This is a genomic window from Shewanella sp. GJ50-10 (genome assembly GCF_055808815.1).
This window is the reverse complement of the sequence record NZ_JBVVSS010000001.1, coordinates 2,458,987-2,472,708: the sequence shown is the minus strand read 5'-3', so window position 1 is coordinate 2,472,708 and position 13,722 is coordinate 2,458,987. Positions and strand designations below refer to the sequence as shown.

At 39.7% G+C, this 13,722-nt stretch carries 11 protein-coding genes and 1 pseudogene; 9 read left to right on the top strand and 3 right to left on the bottom strand.

The features are described from left to right. Positions 1 to 25 precede the first annotated feature (25 nt). The gene (locus tag AC0L4E_RS10390) at positions 26 to 1,324 is read left to right on the top strand and encodes a tyrosine-type recombinase/integrase (protein ID WP_299573213.1); all 1,299 of its coding nucleotides are present in this window, start codon (positions 26 to 28) and stop codon (positions 1,322 to 1,324) included. Positions 1,325 to 1,345: 21 nt separating this feature from the next. Here the strand turns inward: AC0L4E_RS10390 and AC0L4E_RS10385 are convergent, their stop codons facing one another. Beyond that, positions 1,346 to 1,552, bottom strand: coding sequence for a helix-turn-helix transcriptional regulator (locus AC0L4E_RS10385; protein WP_299573211.1), 207 nt, complete (start codon positions 1,550 to 1,552; stop codon positions 1,346 to 1,348). 1,016 nt (positions 1,553 to 2,568) lie between these two features. Between AC0L4E_RS10385 and AC0L4E_RS10380 the strand changes: the two genes are divergently transcribed. The 6 genes from AC0L4E_RS10380 to AC0L4E_RS10355 all read left to right on the top strand — a co-directional run bounded on the left by AC0L4E_RS10380 (position 2,569) and on the right by AC0L4E_RS10355 (position 9,028). Next, positions 2,569 to 2,934 (top strand): reverse transcriptase N-terminal domain-containing protein, encoded by a 366-nt coding sequence (locus tag AC0L4E_RS10380; protein ID WP_299573209.1) that lies wholly within the window; start codon positions 2,569 to 2,571, stop codon positions 2,932 to 2,934. Between the two features lie 146 nt (positions 2,935 to 3,080). Further along, positions 3,081 to 3,311: a reverse transcriptase domain-containing protein gene (locus AC0L4E_RS10375; protein WP_299573207.1), complete on the top strand. Its 231-nt coding sequence runs from the start codon at positions 3,081 to 3,083 to the stop codon at positions 3,309 to 3,311. A 1,132-nt stretch (positions 3,312 to 4,443) separates the two neighbouring features. After that, on the top strand, positions 4,444 to 5,691 hold the full coding sequence (locus AC0L4E_RS10370) for an HlyD family secretion protein (protein ID WP_299573205.1): 1,248 nt from the start codon (positions 4,444 to 4,446) through the stop codon (positions 5,689 to 5,691). Then, complete coding sequence (locus AC0L4E_RS10365) at positions 5,691 to 7,889, top strand: peptidase domain-containing ABC transporter (RefSeq protein WP_473679121.1); 2,199 nt, start codon at positions 5,691 to 5,693, stop codon at positions 7,887 to 7,889. Before AC0L4E_RS10370 ends, AC0L4E_RS10365 begins: the two co-directional genes overlap by 1 nt. 166 nt (positions 7,890 to 8,055) lie before the next feature. After that, entirely contained in the window at positions 8,056 to 8,241 is a 186-nt protein-coding gene (locus tag AC0L4E_RS10360) for a hypothetical protein (RefSeq protein ID WP_299573201.1), read from the top strand. A 424-nt stretch (positions 8,242 to 8,665) separates the two neighbouring features. Then, positions 8,666 to 9,028: a S26 family signal peptidase gene (locus tag AC0L4E_RS10355; protein ID WP_473681604.1), complete on the top strand. Its 363-nt coding sequence runs from the start codon at positions 8,666 to 8,668 to the stop codon at positions 9,026 to 9,028. Positions 9,029 to 9,107: 79 nt separating this feature from the next. On the opposite strand, the pseudogene AC0L4E_RS10350 reads toward AC0L4E_RS10355, so the two are convergent. Both AC0L4E_RS10350 and AC0L4E_RS10345 read right to left on the bottom strand, forming a co-directional pair. Then, positions 9,108 to 9,353, bottom strand: a pseudogene (locus AC0L4E_RS10350) (DDE-type integrase/transposase/recombinase); the annotation flags it as partial. A gap of 612 nt (positions 9,354 to 9,965) precedes the next feature. Continuing rightward, positions 9,966 to 10,181 (bottom strand): hypothetical protein, encoded by a 216-nt coding sequence (locus AC0L4E_RS10345; RefSeq protein WP_473679120.1) that lies wholly within the window; start codon positions 10,179 to 10,181, stop codon positions 9,966 to 9,968. Positions 10,182 to 10,978: 797 nt separating this feature from the next. Here AC0L4E_RS10345 and AC0L4E_RS10340 point away from each other — a divergent pair. Both AC0L4E_RS10340 and AC0L4E_RS10335 read left to right on the top strand, forming a co-directional pair. After that, entirely contained in the window at positions 10,979 to 11,875 is an 897-nt protein-coding gene (locus AC0L4E_RS10340; protein ID WP_473679119.1) for a hypothetical protein, read from the top strand. Positions 11,876 to 13,233: 1,358 nt separating this feature from the next. Further along, positions 13,234 to 13,719 (top strand): TlpA disulfide reductase family protein, encoded by a 486-nt coding sequence (locus tag AC0L4E_RS10335; RefSeq protein WP_473679118.1) that lies wholly within the window; start codon positions 13,234 to 13,236, stop codon positions 13,717 to 13,719. The last annotated feature ends 3 nt before the right edge of the window (positions 13,720 to 13,722 follow it).

Genomic DNA, 13,722 nt, shown 5'->3' with positions numbered 1-13,722 from the left:
AAGTGAACTGGTGTGTACATATAGTATGGCTATTAATAATTCTCAATTAAACAAACTTCTTAATAAAAAACATGATAAGCCTTTTGAGCTTTCAGATCGAGACTCTTTAGGTGTCAGGGTTTCGGCAAAGGGTAAAATTGCTTGGCAATATCGCTTTAGAAGCAATGGGAAATCTGACAGAATAACTTTAGGTTATTATCCTGACCTAAGTATTGCTAATGCACGCTTAAAGGTACCACAACTAAGAGGTTGGATTAATGAAGGTAAAAATCCAAAAGTTGAATGGCGTTCAGCTATAAATCATGTGGCTCTGTCAGAAAAATGTACCTTGGCTAATCTCGCACAACGTTGGTTAAAAAATGAATCAGAAATTGGACATAAGTCGACGACTTACGAAAATTACAGTTCAATAATTGGTAAATGGATACTAAATGAACCTAGAAAGGGGGAGTTAAAACACAAGTGGGTAAAGGAAAGATTGGATATTTCACTAGATGATATTTCCAATGGACAATGGATGGATTACTTTGATTGGATTAAGCGAGAAGGAAGTGCTGTAACTTCTGGTAATGTGTTAAAGCTTTTGAAAACCATTGTTAAATGGGGAATAAAAAGGGAGTTAGTTACAGCATCGAATCTTTTAGTCTTTGAAGTTAAGGATGTCGGTGAGGCTCCCAAAAAAGGAGAGAGAACACCGTCTTTATTTGAAACGGCTAAATTGTGGCAAGAAATTGATAAATCTAGAGCATTTCCGCAAACTAAAATCTGCTTAAAACTATTAATACTCTTTGGTGCACGTAATTCCGCCCTTAGAACTGCCAGATGGAGTGATTTAGATTTTGAACAGAATATCTGGACTATACCGATTCCAAAAGGGAAAAAAGAGTCTCCAAGAAGAGGGACTCATGTTGATGATAACTCGGTACAAAAGCCAGAAAAACATCCTATACCTGAAAAAGCTAAAGAGTTATTTGAGGAACTTGCTTCTATATATGGAAAAAAAGGCTTCATATTTCCTGGAAATGCAATAAACAAACCTATCTCTATTAGCGCCATCGATAGATACTGTTTCAGATTGTCTGCAAAGCTGTTCACTAAGTATGGAATTTCTAAAATAATTCCTCATGATTTCAGGCGATCGATTGAATCCATATTGAGTGAAATTAGTCCAGAAAAAATATTTGTGTATGAAAAACTGCTTGGTCATAAACTCAAAGGTAGTATGGCTCATTACAATAAGGCGGATTATATACAGCATCAACTGGACGCATATGAGACTTATTGGGCTTTGATTAAAATTGAAATTGATTTGAACAATAAATAACAAGTGCATTTTTCCCCCAGCCTATGCAGCAAATGATGTTAAGTATTTTTCAACATCATCAGTTACAAACCTGTTTTTGTTGTAGCCTGGCATTGCTGTGGGAAAGCCTTCCTTATACAGGTGACTGTTTTTATTAGTATAAGCGTAATAAGATGAACGACTTAACTTTAATAGGTGGCATAATTCTTTTAATGTTACTGTTGGGCCATATTTGTTAGCTAAATTCATTAATTTCTCCAAGTTTTTCAGATTTTTAAATGTTTAATTTTTCAATGTGAATTTATTCTGCTTCAAATCACATCATTTGCTTGAGGTAATTAAATCAAACTTTTCAAAAATATTATAAAAAAGATTATGCCACGATATTTTTTTATGTGCCTGTTTTTAAAGTGTTTTTAATGCGTTAAAAATAAAAATAAAAATAAAAATAAAAATAAAAATAAAAAAGTGTATATTTTTATATAAGGTTTTAGAGAGTTTTTATGCTGTGTATTGTCAACGAACTTTAGGATGTCTAGAAGAGGGTTAATGGACTGACTCACTTTTGCCCCAAACCTTGTTTACTGTTTTTGAAAAAAGCAACGTCGTGGCGCTTCGCCCGCACCAGAGCAAGAGGAAATCAACAACTCCCCCTCTTGCATCACCCAGCCACCCATCGCAAAATTTTCTGTAAAACGAAATATTTCCAAATGGGATTGATCCTGCTTTGAACTTCATTTGTAGTTCTAACTCGTTTCTGTCTGTGCGACCTGAAGTCGTATGAAGCGCTGTTCACCGCGATAAGAGTGAACCATCTGTATCACCAGATTACCCTAGGGTTCTGAATAAAGCAGTGAACCAGACAATGTAATGAAGCTCTGCAGTATGCTGAACGTAAGTGAATCCATGTAAGGTGCGTCATACGAGGAACAACGGAAGTGGTTAACACGCTGTGGCCAAAAGACACGTGAGTAGGTAAGAGATTGGACTGTACTCTATCGTGAACAATACGCTCTCCGCATTATAGTGTGCATCTACCCCGACGTTGCGTGACATATGGAACAGGGTAAGCCAGTACTTCTCCCAATAGGAAAGCCGTCTGCGAAGACAGCCGATAGTTGTGCTGAAAAAGTAGGCTAGAAAAAGCGAAAGCCGTGTTGTAATGATGTGGATACAGATTGTTATCTGGCGCGAAAGCGAGCTGACTTCAAGCAGGTCTCCCGTTGCAAGATGATTTGTAGAACTTTATTTAAGGAGGAACGCAAATGGTAGCTTTAATTAAAATTAGTGCACCTCCTATCGCGACTCAATGCAAAGCCATTAACTGGACTGACATAGAGTTACATGTTTTAAGGCTTCAAATGCGCATTGCAAAAGTAACCCGAGACGGTAAACGCGGTAATGCGAAAGCGTTACAGTGGATATTGACTTACTCAAGAGTAGCAAAACTTCTTACTGTTAAACTAGTATTACAAAATAAAGGCAGTAAAACGCCAGGAATTGACGGCATCATTTGGAACACCGATGTTCGATGTTGGGCGGCGGTTAACCAACTGAGCAGAAAAGGCAACAAAGCCAAATCGATTAGGCGCATCTATATCCCCAAGAAAACGGTAAACTCAGAAAATTAGGTATTTCCTTCATGATAGACCGAACGCAACAAGCGCTACATCTTCTTGCTTTAGAGCCTATATCTGAATCAATTGTTGATATTAATAGTTATGGTTTTCGACCCAACTGAATTACTGCCGATGCAATCGCGCAATGCTTCAAATGTTTGTGTCAGAAAAACTCTAGTCGTTGGATACTTGAGGCTGATATCAAGGCCTGTTTCGACAATATTAATCATCAATGGCTCACTGACAACATTCAAACGGTTAAACGAATGCTGAAGCAATGGCTCGGATGCGGCTTTATCGGTAAAGGAATTTCTTATAACACAGCAAAGGGAACGTCTCAAGGCGGCATCATTTCCCCAACGCTTATGTTATTGACGTTAGCAGCTTAGAAAATCTGATTAAGTCGATAGCGTGTAAAATAGGCGATAGAGTCAATTTCATCGGATACGCAGATGATTTTGTAATTACAGGGACTTCGCAAGATGTCTTAGTTAACGAAATTAAACCGCAGGTCATTGGCTTTCTGATATAGAAAACGAATGTCACTCACATTGATGACGGTTTTGATTTTCTAGGATTCAACCTTTGAAAATACAAAGGCAAACTGCTTATTAAGCCAAGCAAGAGCAACGCTCTTTCATTCTTGGGTAACTTACTCGAGCTCATTAAGAAACATGCAACAACTCCAGTTAACGATTTGATTAAAATATTGAATCCTAAATTAAGAGGGGGCTAATGATTATCATCATTGTGTTGCAAAGTGAACTTTAGATTATGTAAACCATCAACTTTTCTGGTTATTGTGGAGATGGACAGTTAGACGTCATTCAACGAAAAGTAAAGACTGGGTTCGTCGAAAATATTACATGAACCGTATAGGTGGATAGCAATTTCACGGCCGGCAGAAAATCGCTAACATGGACTGCCATTTTATCTCGTTAATATTGCCCCTCAATTAAAAGGCATGTGAAAATCAGTAGTAAGGCAAAACCTTATGACCCGTTTTATGAAACTTACCTCAAAGAGCGTAAGCCAAAGAAACTGGTACGAAACTCGTGGTTTGAGCCTGTCTTAGCTACGCTGTGTGCTGGGTAACGTAACACGCCATAGTGGAGGCTTGAGCCGTATGCTGTGAAAGTTGCACGTACGGTTCTTAGGAGGGCGGCACTCGGTAACGGGGGGCGGCTATCCGACGAAACCCGTTAGGTTAGACTGTGGTCCAATCTTCCATTTTAGAAAGTCTAAAACAACACACTGTTTACATTAATATAGTGGGATAAAAAGTGTATTTAGTCGATTTTTATTACCATCGCTGCTTGGCAAAAAAGTCGTGTTGAGCCCTCCTCATAATCACCGCCTGTTAAACTATTTATTTAAAATAATTTATTATTTGATTGCATGGCATTCTAGTTTATGTTTTTATTATCGTTTTACGATATTTAAAGCTAATTTAAATGGCATGAACAAAGCCCTTTAACCACCCAGTGGTATTTGGTAAGGGTATGATAATATGGAAGTTGTATGTCTGGATTATTTCGTCAGCAAGCTGTTGAAGCGCAAAAGCAAAAGTTGCACGGAGATGTGTCATTGGCGCAGCCGATTTCCATTTATATTTCTTCCTTTGTCATCTTAGCTATTATCATAGCCATTGTATTATTCCTATCTTTCTCTCATTACGCTCGCAAAGAAACTGTTCGTGGTTATTTAGTGCCTGATAAAGGCGTGATCAAAACATTTGCCAACCGCAGCGGCAACGTTGAAATATTGCATGTCTCCGAAGGCGACTTTGTCCCAAAGGGCTCGCCATTAGCAACAATCGTATTAAGACGAAGTATGACTTCCGGTGAAGAGTTAAGTGAATCTCTCATTGATGAATTGAAAGCGCAGCTTGCGTTGCTTCAGTCTGAGCAGATGGTTAATCGCGCTTTGGAAGTGAAGGAAACGTCTCGTTTAAAAACAGAAATTAATAATCACCAAGCCTCGCTCGCTGTTCTGATTAATCTAGATTCGTTGTTGCGCGATAAGCTAGCGCTGCAATTAAAGCAGCAAAAGCAGCACGAAGAACTCTTCAAAGATGGCTTTTTATCGACGCTAGACTACCAAGCACAGCAAGAAAAGCTCATCAACGTAAGGCAAGAAGTAGAAAACCTAAAGTCTAATCAGGTTCAAACTCAAAGCCAGCTTAATGCAGTAATGGCAGAGTTAGAAGTGCTACCAAGCCAATACGCACTTAAAAAGAACGACCTAGCGCGGAGGCGCTCTGAGCTAAAGCGCCAAATCGATGAAACGGAAAATAACTACCGTTATGTAATCCGAGCAAGTGAAGCCGGAACGGTCGCGTCGATACAAATCGTAGCGGGGGAATTTGTCGTCAATAGTCGCCCATTAATGAGCTTAATTCCTGAAGGTGCTCAATTGGTGGCTGAGCTATTATTACCGACTCGCAGCGCGGGATTTGTGAAGTCAGGGGATGAAGCAAGGCTCCGCTTTGATGCCTTTCCTTACCAGCGCTTTGGTTTTTTAGAAAGTCATGTTTCTCGAGTTGATAAAGCGCTACTACTTGATGGTGAAGCTAGAGTGCCTGTCGCGTTATCTGAACCTGTTTACCGCATAAGGACGACATTATCTAAACAAGATATACTGGCCTACGGTGATAAATTCCCCCTTAAAAGCGGGATGCTACTCGAGGCTGACATCGTACTCGACAGGCGAAGCCTGCTTGATTGGTTGCTAGACCCTATCTATAGCCTACAGGGGAGGGTGAGTTAATGACGGACACATCATTAAACCAGCCAACTAATCCTGTTGAGTTGTCAGAGTTCTCGGGCAATAAGCGTGTACCGCTTATCTTGCAGGCTGAAATGGCTGAGTGCGGTCTTGCTTGCGTGGCGATGGTTGCTAGTTTTCATGGTCACAAACTTGACATGGCTGCACTGAGAAAGCGTTATAGCACCGACCTAAAAGGGATGAACTTACAACAGCTCATCAGTCTAAGCGACAGCTTAGGGCTTGCAAGTCGAGCACTAAAATGCCCGATTGAAGAGGTGGGTAAACTGTCTTTGCCCTGTGTTTTACATTGGGATATGAACCACTTTGTTGTGCTGACGGGCGTGACTAAATCAGGTGTGAGTATCAATGACCCAGGGCTGGGCAAAAGGAAGCTAACTATCAAGGGGTTTACTGAGCACTTTACTGGGATTGCATTAGAGCTTACCCCGACAAAAGGGTTTGTGCAGCAGGATGAACGTAAGCAAATGCGCTTGTCGCAGCTGTGGAGCAAAATGACAGGGTTAGGCAAAAACCTTGCCTCTTTATTTGTACTGTCCATCTTACTTCAAGTGTTTGCACTTGTGACCCCTTACTACATGCAGTGGGTGGTGGATGAAGTGTTGGTTAGTCAGGATAAGCCCTTACTCATCGTCCTTGCTTTAGGTTTTGCTCTACTGGCAATTATTAACGTCGTGACGACTGGCGTGCGAAGCTGGTTGATACTCAGAGTGTCGAGCCTACTGAATATGCAGATGGGCGTTAATCTATTGCGTCATCTTCTCCGCTTACCTATGAGTTATTTTGAAAAACGTCATATTGGCGACCTTGTGTCACGTTTTGGCTCACTGGCGCAAGTACGTGAGCGGTTCACAACAGGCCTTGTCGAAACCGTAGTTGATGGTGTGATGTCGATTGCAGTGTTGGTGATGATGCTTTTGTATAGCGTTAAGCTCACTTTAGTTGTTGTTGCCGTCATCCTCATTTATGCGTTACTGCGCTTAGCGCTATACCGTCCATTACACCGCGCAACGGAAGAGTCGATTCAAGCCAGCGCAAAGGAGCAGACCAACTTTCTTGAGAATATTCGCGGTATTCAAACGATAAAGCTGTTTACTTGTGAGCCTCAACGGCAAAGTGTTTGGCAAAACCGCTACAGCGAAGTCATTAATGCAGATATCCGCTTAGGGAAGCTAAACATCAGTTTCGAAGCTGCTAATAAGCTGTTATTCGGTCTTGAGAATATTATCGTCATTTACTTAGCGGCCACTATCGTGATGACCGGTGATTTAACCATAGGTATGGTGCTTGCTTTTATCGCGTATAAGAACCAACTAACGGAACGTTTCGCCAGTTTAATTGAGCAACTCATCTTATTTCGTATGTTGCGCCTGCATCTTGACCGAATTTCCGACATTGCACTGCATGAGCAAGAAGCTAATCGTGACAGCAATATGCCGCTGAATGTCGTCACTGGTCAGTTAACACTGGAGCATGTCAGCTATAGCTATGGTGATAATGAGCCCGATGTTATTAATGATGTCTCACTGACGATTAATGCTCATGAGTCTGTGGCAATAGTGGGCGAGTCTGGCTGTGGTAAAACCACTTTGGTCAAACTGATGTTGGGATTATTAACCCCAACACAGGGTCGCATATTACTCGATGGACAAGATATTACCCAAATTGGCTTAACGCAGTATAGGCAGCAAATAGCGGCTGTCATGCAGGATGACACGTTACTCTCCGGCTCTATCGCTGATAACTTAACCTTCTTTGAGCCAGAACCTAACTACTTACGCATGCAGCAGTGCGCGCAATTGGCAGCAATAGATGCTGATATTAATAAGATGATCATGGGTTACAACACGCGCGTGGGTGATATGGGAAGCCAGTTCTCTGGCGGCCAAGTACAGCGCTTATTATTAGCGAGAGCCTTGTATCAGCAGCCAAGCCTACTGTTTATGGATGAAGCGACCAGTCATCTTGATATCGACAACGAAGCAAAAATCAGCGAGCAAATAAAACACTTAGAGATGACTCGCGTCATTATTGCACACCGGCCTGAAACGATTAAGCAAGCGCAGCGGGTGCTCGTTATGCATCAAGGAAGAGTGTTTAAACCAGGCCAACTCGCTACAGGAGTGGGCGGTAAGGTAAGTATGCAGATGGAATCTAATTTTAAGCCGTTAAGTTTTTGATATTAATCAAAAGTAAATACAGAGGCTTGGCAGTTTAGAATAAAGATACAGCAACTTTAGACGGAAACCGCACCCTTGGTCAGTCGCTTAAGGTTAGTGGCTCAACCTGAGCAACGAAACACTTAGGCAAACATAACGTTAAATTGTTTAAATTAAGGAAGATATTATGCAAAACAAAGTAGAGAAAACTAAAAAAGTAGAAGAATTGACAGTTGCAGAGCTAGAGGCTGTTAATGGCGGTAGTAGTTGGTTAGGTCACCTAGCGAGCTTTGAGAGACACCAAAATGAAATGAGGTTTGGATACCAAACCGGTGGCAGCGGTGAGCTTATGACTTGTGACCGGATGTACTGATAGTTACTTCGCATCAGCTTAAGATAAAGAGTCAAGAAATATAGTTTCTTGACTCTGGCAGTCTAGCTTTATTTCAGAGTCTATTGAATTATGAATATTGTGAAGCTCTTTCACTTAAATGCTCTTGTTGTTTTATTTTTTATCTTCAGCACGTTATTTTTTAGATGGGCAGATATCCCCTCTTCATTTTTTTTGCTAGATTTTTTTGCGAAGTCTTTTGTTGTAATGACTTTACTTTTTTCCTTCTATTTATATAAAAAATTCAGTCCTGCTAAAATTCTCGTTTCTATAGTGCTAGTGATTTATTCTTGTGGTTGGCTTTATTTGGCGAAAACAGAGTCAATAACCTTGTTCAACTATGCAGTCGGAGGGGTGAATAGCAATTCGATGTACCCAACGCTACGCATTGGAGATTACTTAGTATATAAAAAAAGGTAAGAATGAAAAAGTAAAAAGAGGGAATATCGTAAGCACAACAGTCGTAAATCAAAGCGGTAACGGCTTTGTAGATATAGATAAAAGGGTTGCCGGAGTTCCTGATGATTTCATTTTTGTTTGTGATTATGACGTTTTCATTAATAGCGTTTCGTTTTATGACAATCATAAGGGGCTCGCTAATTGTTTGCATGTAGAAAAATTTAAGTTAAGTGAAAATTCTTATTACTTACTAGGAGATAATAAATTCTCAAGCTATGACTCACGTTTTTTTGGAAGTATAGAACTGTTAAACATTGATTATTTAATAGTTTACAAAGTGGCGCCAAACTCTGAAGTCACCTATTTTTGATAGAGCCATTTGCTACAACGATGATATGGGAAGTTAGTTCTCTGGTTAAGTACAGTGCCTATTATTGGTAAGAGTCTAAATTCCCACGTCGAGAACAACTTTGTTTGAGCTGGTATCGCCATAATAGTTTCCGATGTATTCTTGCTTGTATAGTGAGCCCCTTGTTCGCTATGGAACATAACCCCTTAGGTTCACCGCGCCCTACATAGGGCAACGAAAGCGCTTTGCCATTTAAACGGCTATCAAGTGATAATGGCATCGCCCAACTAATAACCTTACGAGTAAACAGAACAATCACAACCGTTAAGTATATCCAGTGGTTACCTACCTAATCCCATTTTGTCCAATAACAGGCTAGGTTGGTTCTAATTTAGTGTGGTCAGCTTTTGTTAGCCATTACAGGGGCGGCTCTAGTTTGCCGGTGATATTCAAACTTTGTCATAGCTGAGATTATCTAAAATGTGGAAAACTTCAGGATTTCGTATGACGTTTCAGTCCTCAAAAAACTAGCTAGATTCTTGATGGGTAGTCAATTTAAACTAGTTGTTATCACTTTTTATTTTCAGCTTTTTTGCACTTTTTACAAATAATGATGCATCCGATGATTAACACAGTTAAGGGTAGTAAGAATTCCATGAAACCTCCTTTATAGGTATCAGCTTAGGGTGATTTAAGCTGATACCTTTGCTGATTTTAAATTTAAAAAAACTTAAATAGTAAGTAGCGACATTTTAACCAAGAGTCCTCAGGCAGCCCTTTGCCCTTGTACTTTCTATCATAAGCACATTCTCCGATTATAAATTTCAAATACAATAAGCTTGAAGGTAAACAGAAAAAAGGGCTATTGGTTATCCAAAACATAGTCACACAAACTATAGTCGAGATGAGTAAAATAAGTACAGGCGTGTAACGAGCATAAAACGCCTCATTTTGTTGATTAAAAATCACTATCAAACCCCGAATCAAAACCCGAGTCGAAACTTGAACAAGAGTCAAAACTGTCGAAGCTTGATGAAATATCAGTATCACAAGTGCTTATTGAATTACTGCTTTCAGTGATACCGAATGGGTTACCTTTGATGTCTACACTGGAGCCTGAGACCATTGGTGTGCCATCAATATTGGTAATAGGGGCGTTATTTTTAGAAGTCATAATGTGTCCTTTAAAAAGAAGGTTAATTACTGTTCTAAATTTAAGTTAATGAAATAAAGTTGAATTGCAAACTTATTTATCTGCAAGGTCAGCAATAAAAATGTGCCCTTTCTTTATTCACCTCGTCAGATACCTAGACTCTTTCAAGGCTCTAAAAATTCGTTTTTCAGCTTTTATTTTCTTTGCTTTTATTCGATAGAATTGTCTTTATCTAGCAAAAGTCGGCACGATTTTCTGCAATAAAACGGCATGTGCAACAGGCTTTCAAAACGCGGATGTGAGTTATTACGAAGTAATGACGAGCAGCAGCACGCGCATGTACAGCTGGTCTGTACTAACCGAATTTTAGTTTTGCCTCAGCAAAATTTAGCCTCATATTTGGGACAAATTGAAGGCTAAACCAATGTGGTTTTCGTCAGAAAATCATAGCGATGAAAGAGGGAAATGAGGTGGAACACATCCCCTCGTCATAAGCGGTGAAAATGCGGTTAGTACAGAGCGTAGCGAAATACATGCGCGTTTGATGCTGTGAAGTGCTAGAGCGTAGCTCGTAAACCCGCGCCGATGACGAGTCATCAGAGCGGGTGGGCGCTTCAGAGCATATGAGGGATTAACGAAGTTAAACACTCATCAGCCAAAGGCAGGCTTGGTAGCGATGTTCATCGCTATTTTCATCCCGACAGGGATAAATCACTTTAACTGCATGAATATCTGAACTTTGCAGATAAAAGATGAAACTTCGTATTCTGTGAAACTAGTTATGGATACCTAAAAATCAACGCATAAAAAATATCAACATGAACGCTTATCAACAACTGCAACAAACCATCAATACCGCCGTGTTTTCATCAGGGAAACAGGCTGAAAAGTATCAACCTTATTTGTTCATGCCCATGAAATATATACCAGGGGAAAATAATAATCAGACAGGCAAAGTCAGACGGGAGTTAACCATAAAAATGGTTGCTCGATTTGGTGTCACTTCGCCAACCCTCATTGCGGTTATATATGGTATTACCAAGCGGCAAGCACTCGAACACCTCAACAAGCTTGTGAAAGAAAAGCTGCTCAGCTTAGTAGTTACCCATCGGTCAGTTGACGACCGTGTGTATGTACTCGATTACGCGGGCGCGAAATATGCTGAAGAGTTGTTATCCATTGCGGTCTACTTTCGCACCAACGACAAGCCCGCATTACGGGTTAATCAGAACACCATCATGCACGATTTAATGATGCAATATATTCAATTGCGGGGCATTCATAATAAAGCCAAAACCGGTGAGGATAATCCGTACTGGATTTCATTAGTCACAGAGCCTGAATTTAAACGACTCTTTAAATCAAATGATGTAAGAAACGTCGACGGAATTGTCATAGAACCAACCGGTAGCCTTGCTGCTATTGAACTAGAACATTCCTTTAAAACCAAAGCTGCACGACAGACCATTTTATTAAAATGGCTTTACGGCCTCAATCATGGCTATTACGACAAGGTGATGTTGTTCTCTCAATCTTTGCAGGTATTTAGTGATATTAAGCGGCTGCATAACCAACTATTTGAAGAGATGGTGACTCTAGTAGATAAAAAGACGCGTATGCCTCTTTTAACATCACAAGACGTCACTCAATTACAAAACAAAATCATATATCGAACCGTATTATGCGATGAATTAGAAAGCGTTTTTTATCAATAGGTTTTAAGCGCCACAAAAACGAGAAAGACACCCAAAGGGTGTCTTTCAAGGCAAGGCCTACAGGAGGCATTACAGAGGAGTGAGGTAGATTCAACACAATGGAAAAATCACCAGAGATTAATTTTATCCATAAAAAGAACTCCGTTTCACTGCAGCCGAGGCATCCATGATTTCCCTAGCAATAATAAATAAGCCAGAAGATAGGGAAATTAAGTTAGTTAAGAGGGAGGGGAGTAGAACACTTCAACTAATCACCTGATGACATGTAATAGATAATAGAAAAAAGTACACACAACAGGCCAATAGTGGCCCAAATTAAACCTAGAACAATATGCTCCATGCGACCTCTTAACAATCCTTGTTAATCGTCTTAAAAGTATAGTCAGAAATGGTGATTAAGGTAAGTTATCGAAACTGTATCTCGTTTATGCTTTAAACCTTGTTTACTATTTTTGAAAAAAATAATGTCGTGGCGCTTCGCCCACCCGCGAGCAAGAGGGGAACAATAGCTATACGCTCTTGTATCACCCAGACGCTCCGAAATTTTCTGTGAAGAGAAAGAGCTCTATATATGGTATTAATCCTGCGTTTAACTTCGTCTGTTGCTAACTTTAGGCTTATTCGAAAGTGCTACTGCTTCAGATAGTGCATTTGTAGTCGCAACAGATATGTCCGAACAGAAACGACCCTAGTCAAAGTTCATTATGCTGCCTAAAGTCCCAAGTTTTTATCATTCGAATAGAGTGGTGGCTCACGTTCTAATACAGTTAATAATATGTATTGACCAAAATAGTATCGATAGCTGTAGTCGCAAGTATTCGCGGGCATTATTTAATAGCCTGAATTTCTATGTAATGGTTTGAATGGAACTACATGAACAGCAATACATCATGCAACAAGAGTTGGTCAACTGAAATGCTGTTTAATGATTAACAACTCTCTTGTATGAGCAGGCTATTACACTTGAATAAATAGATACCAATACCTTTTAATTAAGAAATTATGCACTTTCCTTGATTAATTTGCACATCTTCAATGCGGCACATAGTAACTATTTGCATGGGAGAACATATCTTTTTTAATTAGATTCATAATTCACTGAAAGGTATACTCGGCCAGAGTTATTGCGCCTCCCCAAGCGCCACCTTGTTATAATTTTTAGCTTATTAAACCGTTTATACCCCCCTTATTAATTACACTAATTACTCTCTACTTTATTCAGGTAAGTTTATTTTCTTGTAACCAGCACCTTAATATCTCTTAATCAAACCTTAAGATAGGAAGGTTAATTTAAAATTAATAAACTATTTCTAAATTGGAAAATAATGAAGAACATGATAGGAATCTTAAGAAATCAATTGTCAAAACAGCAACTAAATAAATTCTACTTAGTTTCTACTTTGATTGTCAGTGGACAGTTATTAGCGGCTCCATCATTAGAAAACTCAGTGCTTAAAAAAGATGGTAATGAAAGCAGTTTACAAGAGTTCTTAGGTAAGGTCGTATATGTAGATTTCTGGGCGTCATGGTGCGCCCCATGTCGTAAATCTTTTCCGTGGATGAACAAGGTTCAATCTAAATACCAGCAACAAGGTTTTGAAGTTGTTGCGATAAACCTCGATGTGGATAGCGCATCGGCTCATGAATTTCTCGCTAAAGTCCCAGCTAAATTTAACTTACGGTTTAATCCTGATGGTGATGTGGCCACAGCATTCGATTTACTCGGTATGCCCAGTAGTTACCTGTTTAATCGACAAGGTGAGTTGGTTCAGCGTCATGTGGGGTTTTATGAAAAACATACAGCTGCTTATGAAGAAGAAATAGAACTGTTATTAAAGGAGTAAGTC

Excerpts from the sequence above, each read along its gene's own strand:
- AC0L4E_RS10380 (WP_299573209.1), top strand. The coding sequence starts at position 2,569 with ATGGTAGCTTTAATTAAAATTAGTGCACCTCCTATCGCGACTCAATGC.
- AC0L4E_RS10390 (WP_299573213.1), top strand. The coding sequence starts at position 26 with ATGGCTATTAATAATTCTCAATTAAACAAACTTCTTAATAAAAAACAT.
- AC0L4E_RS10360 (WP_299573201.1), top strand. The coding sequence starts at position 8,056 with ATGCAAAACAAAGTAGAGAAAACTAAAAAAGTAGAAGAATTGACAGTT.
- AC0L4E_RS10370 (WP_299573205.1), top strand. The coding sequence starts at position 4,444 with ATGTCTGGATTATTTCGTCAGCAAGCTGTTGAAGCGCAAAAGCAAAAG.
- AC0L4E_RS10365 (WP_473679121.1), top strand. The coding sequence starts at position 5,691 with ATGACGGACACATCATTAAACCAGCCAACTAATCCTGTTGAGTTGTCA.
- AC0L4E_RS10345 (WP_473679120.1), bottom strand. The coding sequence starts at position 10,181 with ATGACTTCTAAAAATAACGCCCCTATTACCAATATTGATGGCACACCA.
- AC0L4E_RS10385 (WP_299573211.1), bottom strand. The coding sequence starts at position 1,552 with ATGAATTTAGCTAACAAATATGGCCCAACAGTAACATTAAAAGAATTA.
- AC0L4E_RS10340 (WP_473679119.1), top strand. The coding sequence starts at position 10,979 with ATGAACGCTTATCAACAACTGCAACAAACCATCAATACCGCCGTGTTT.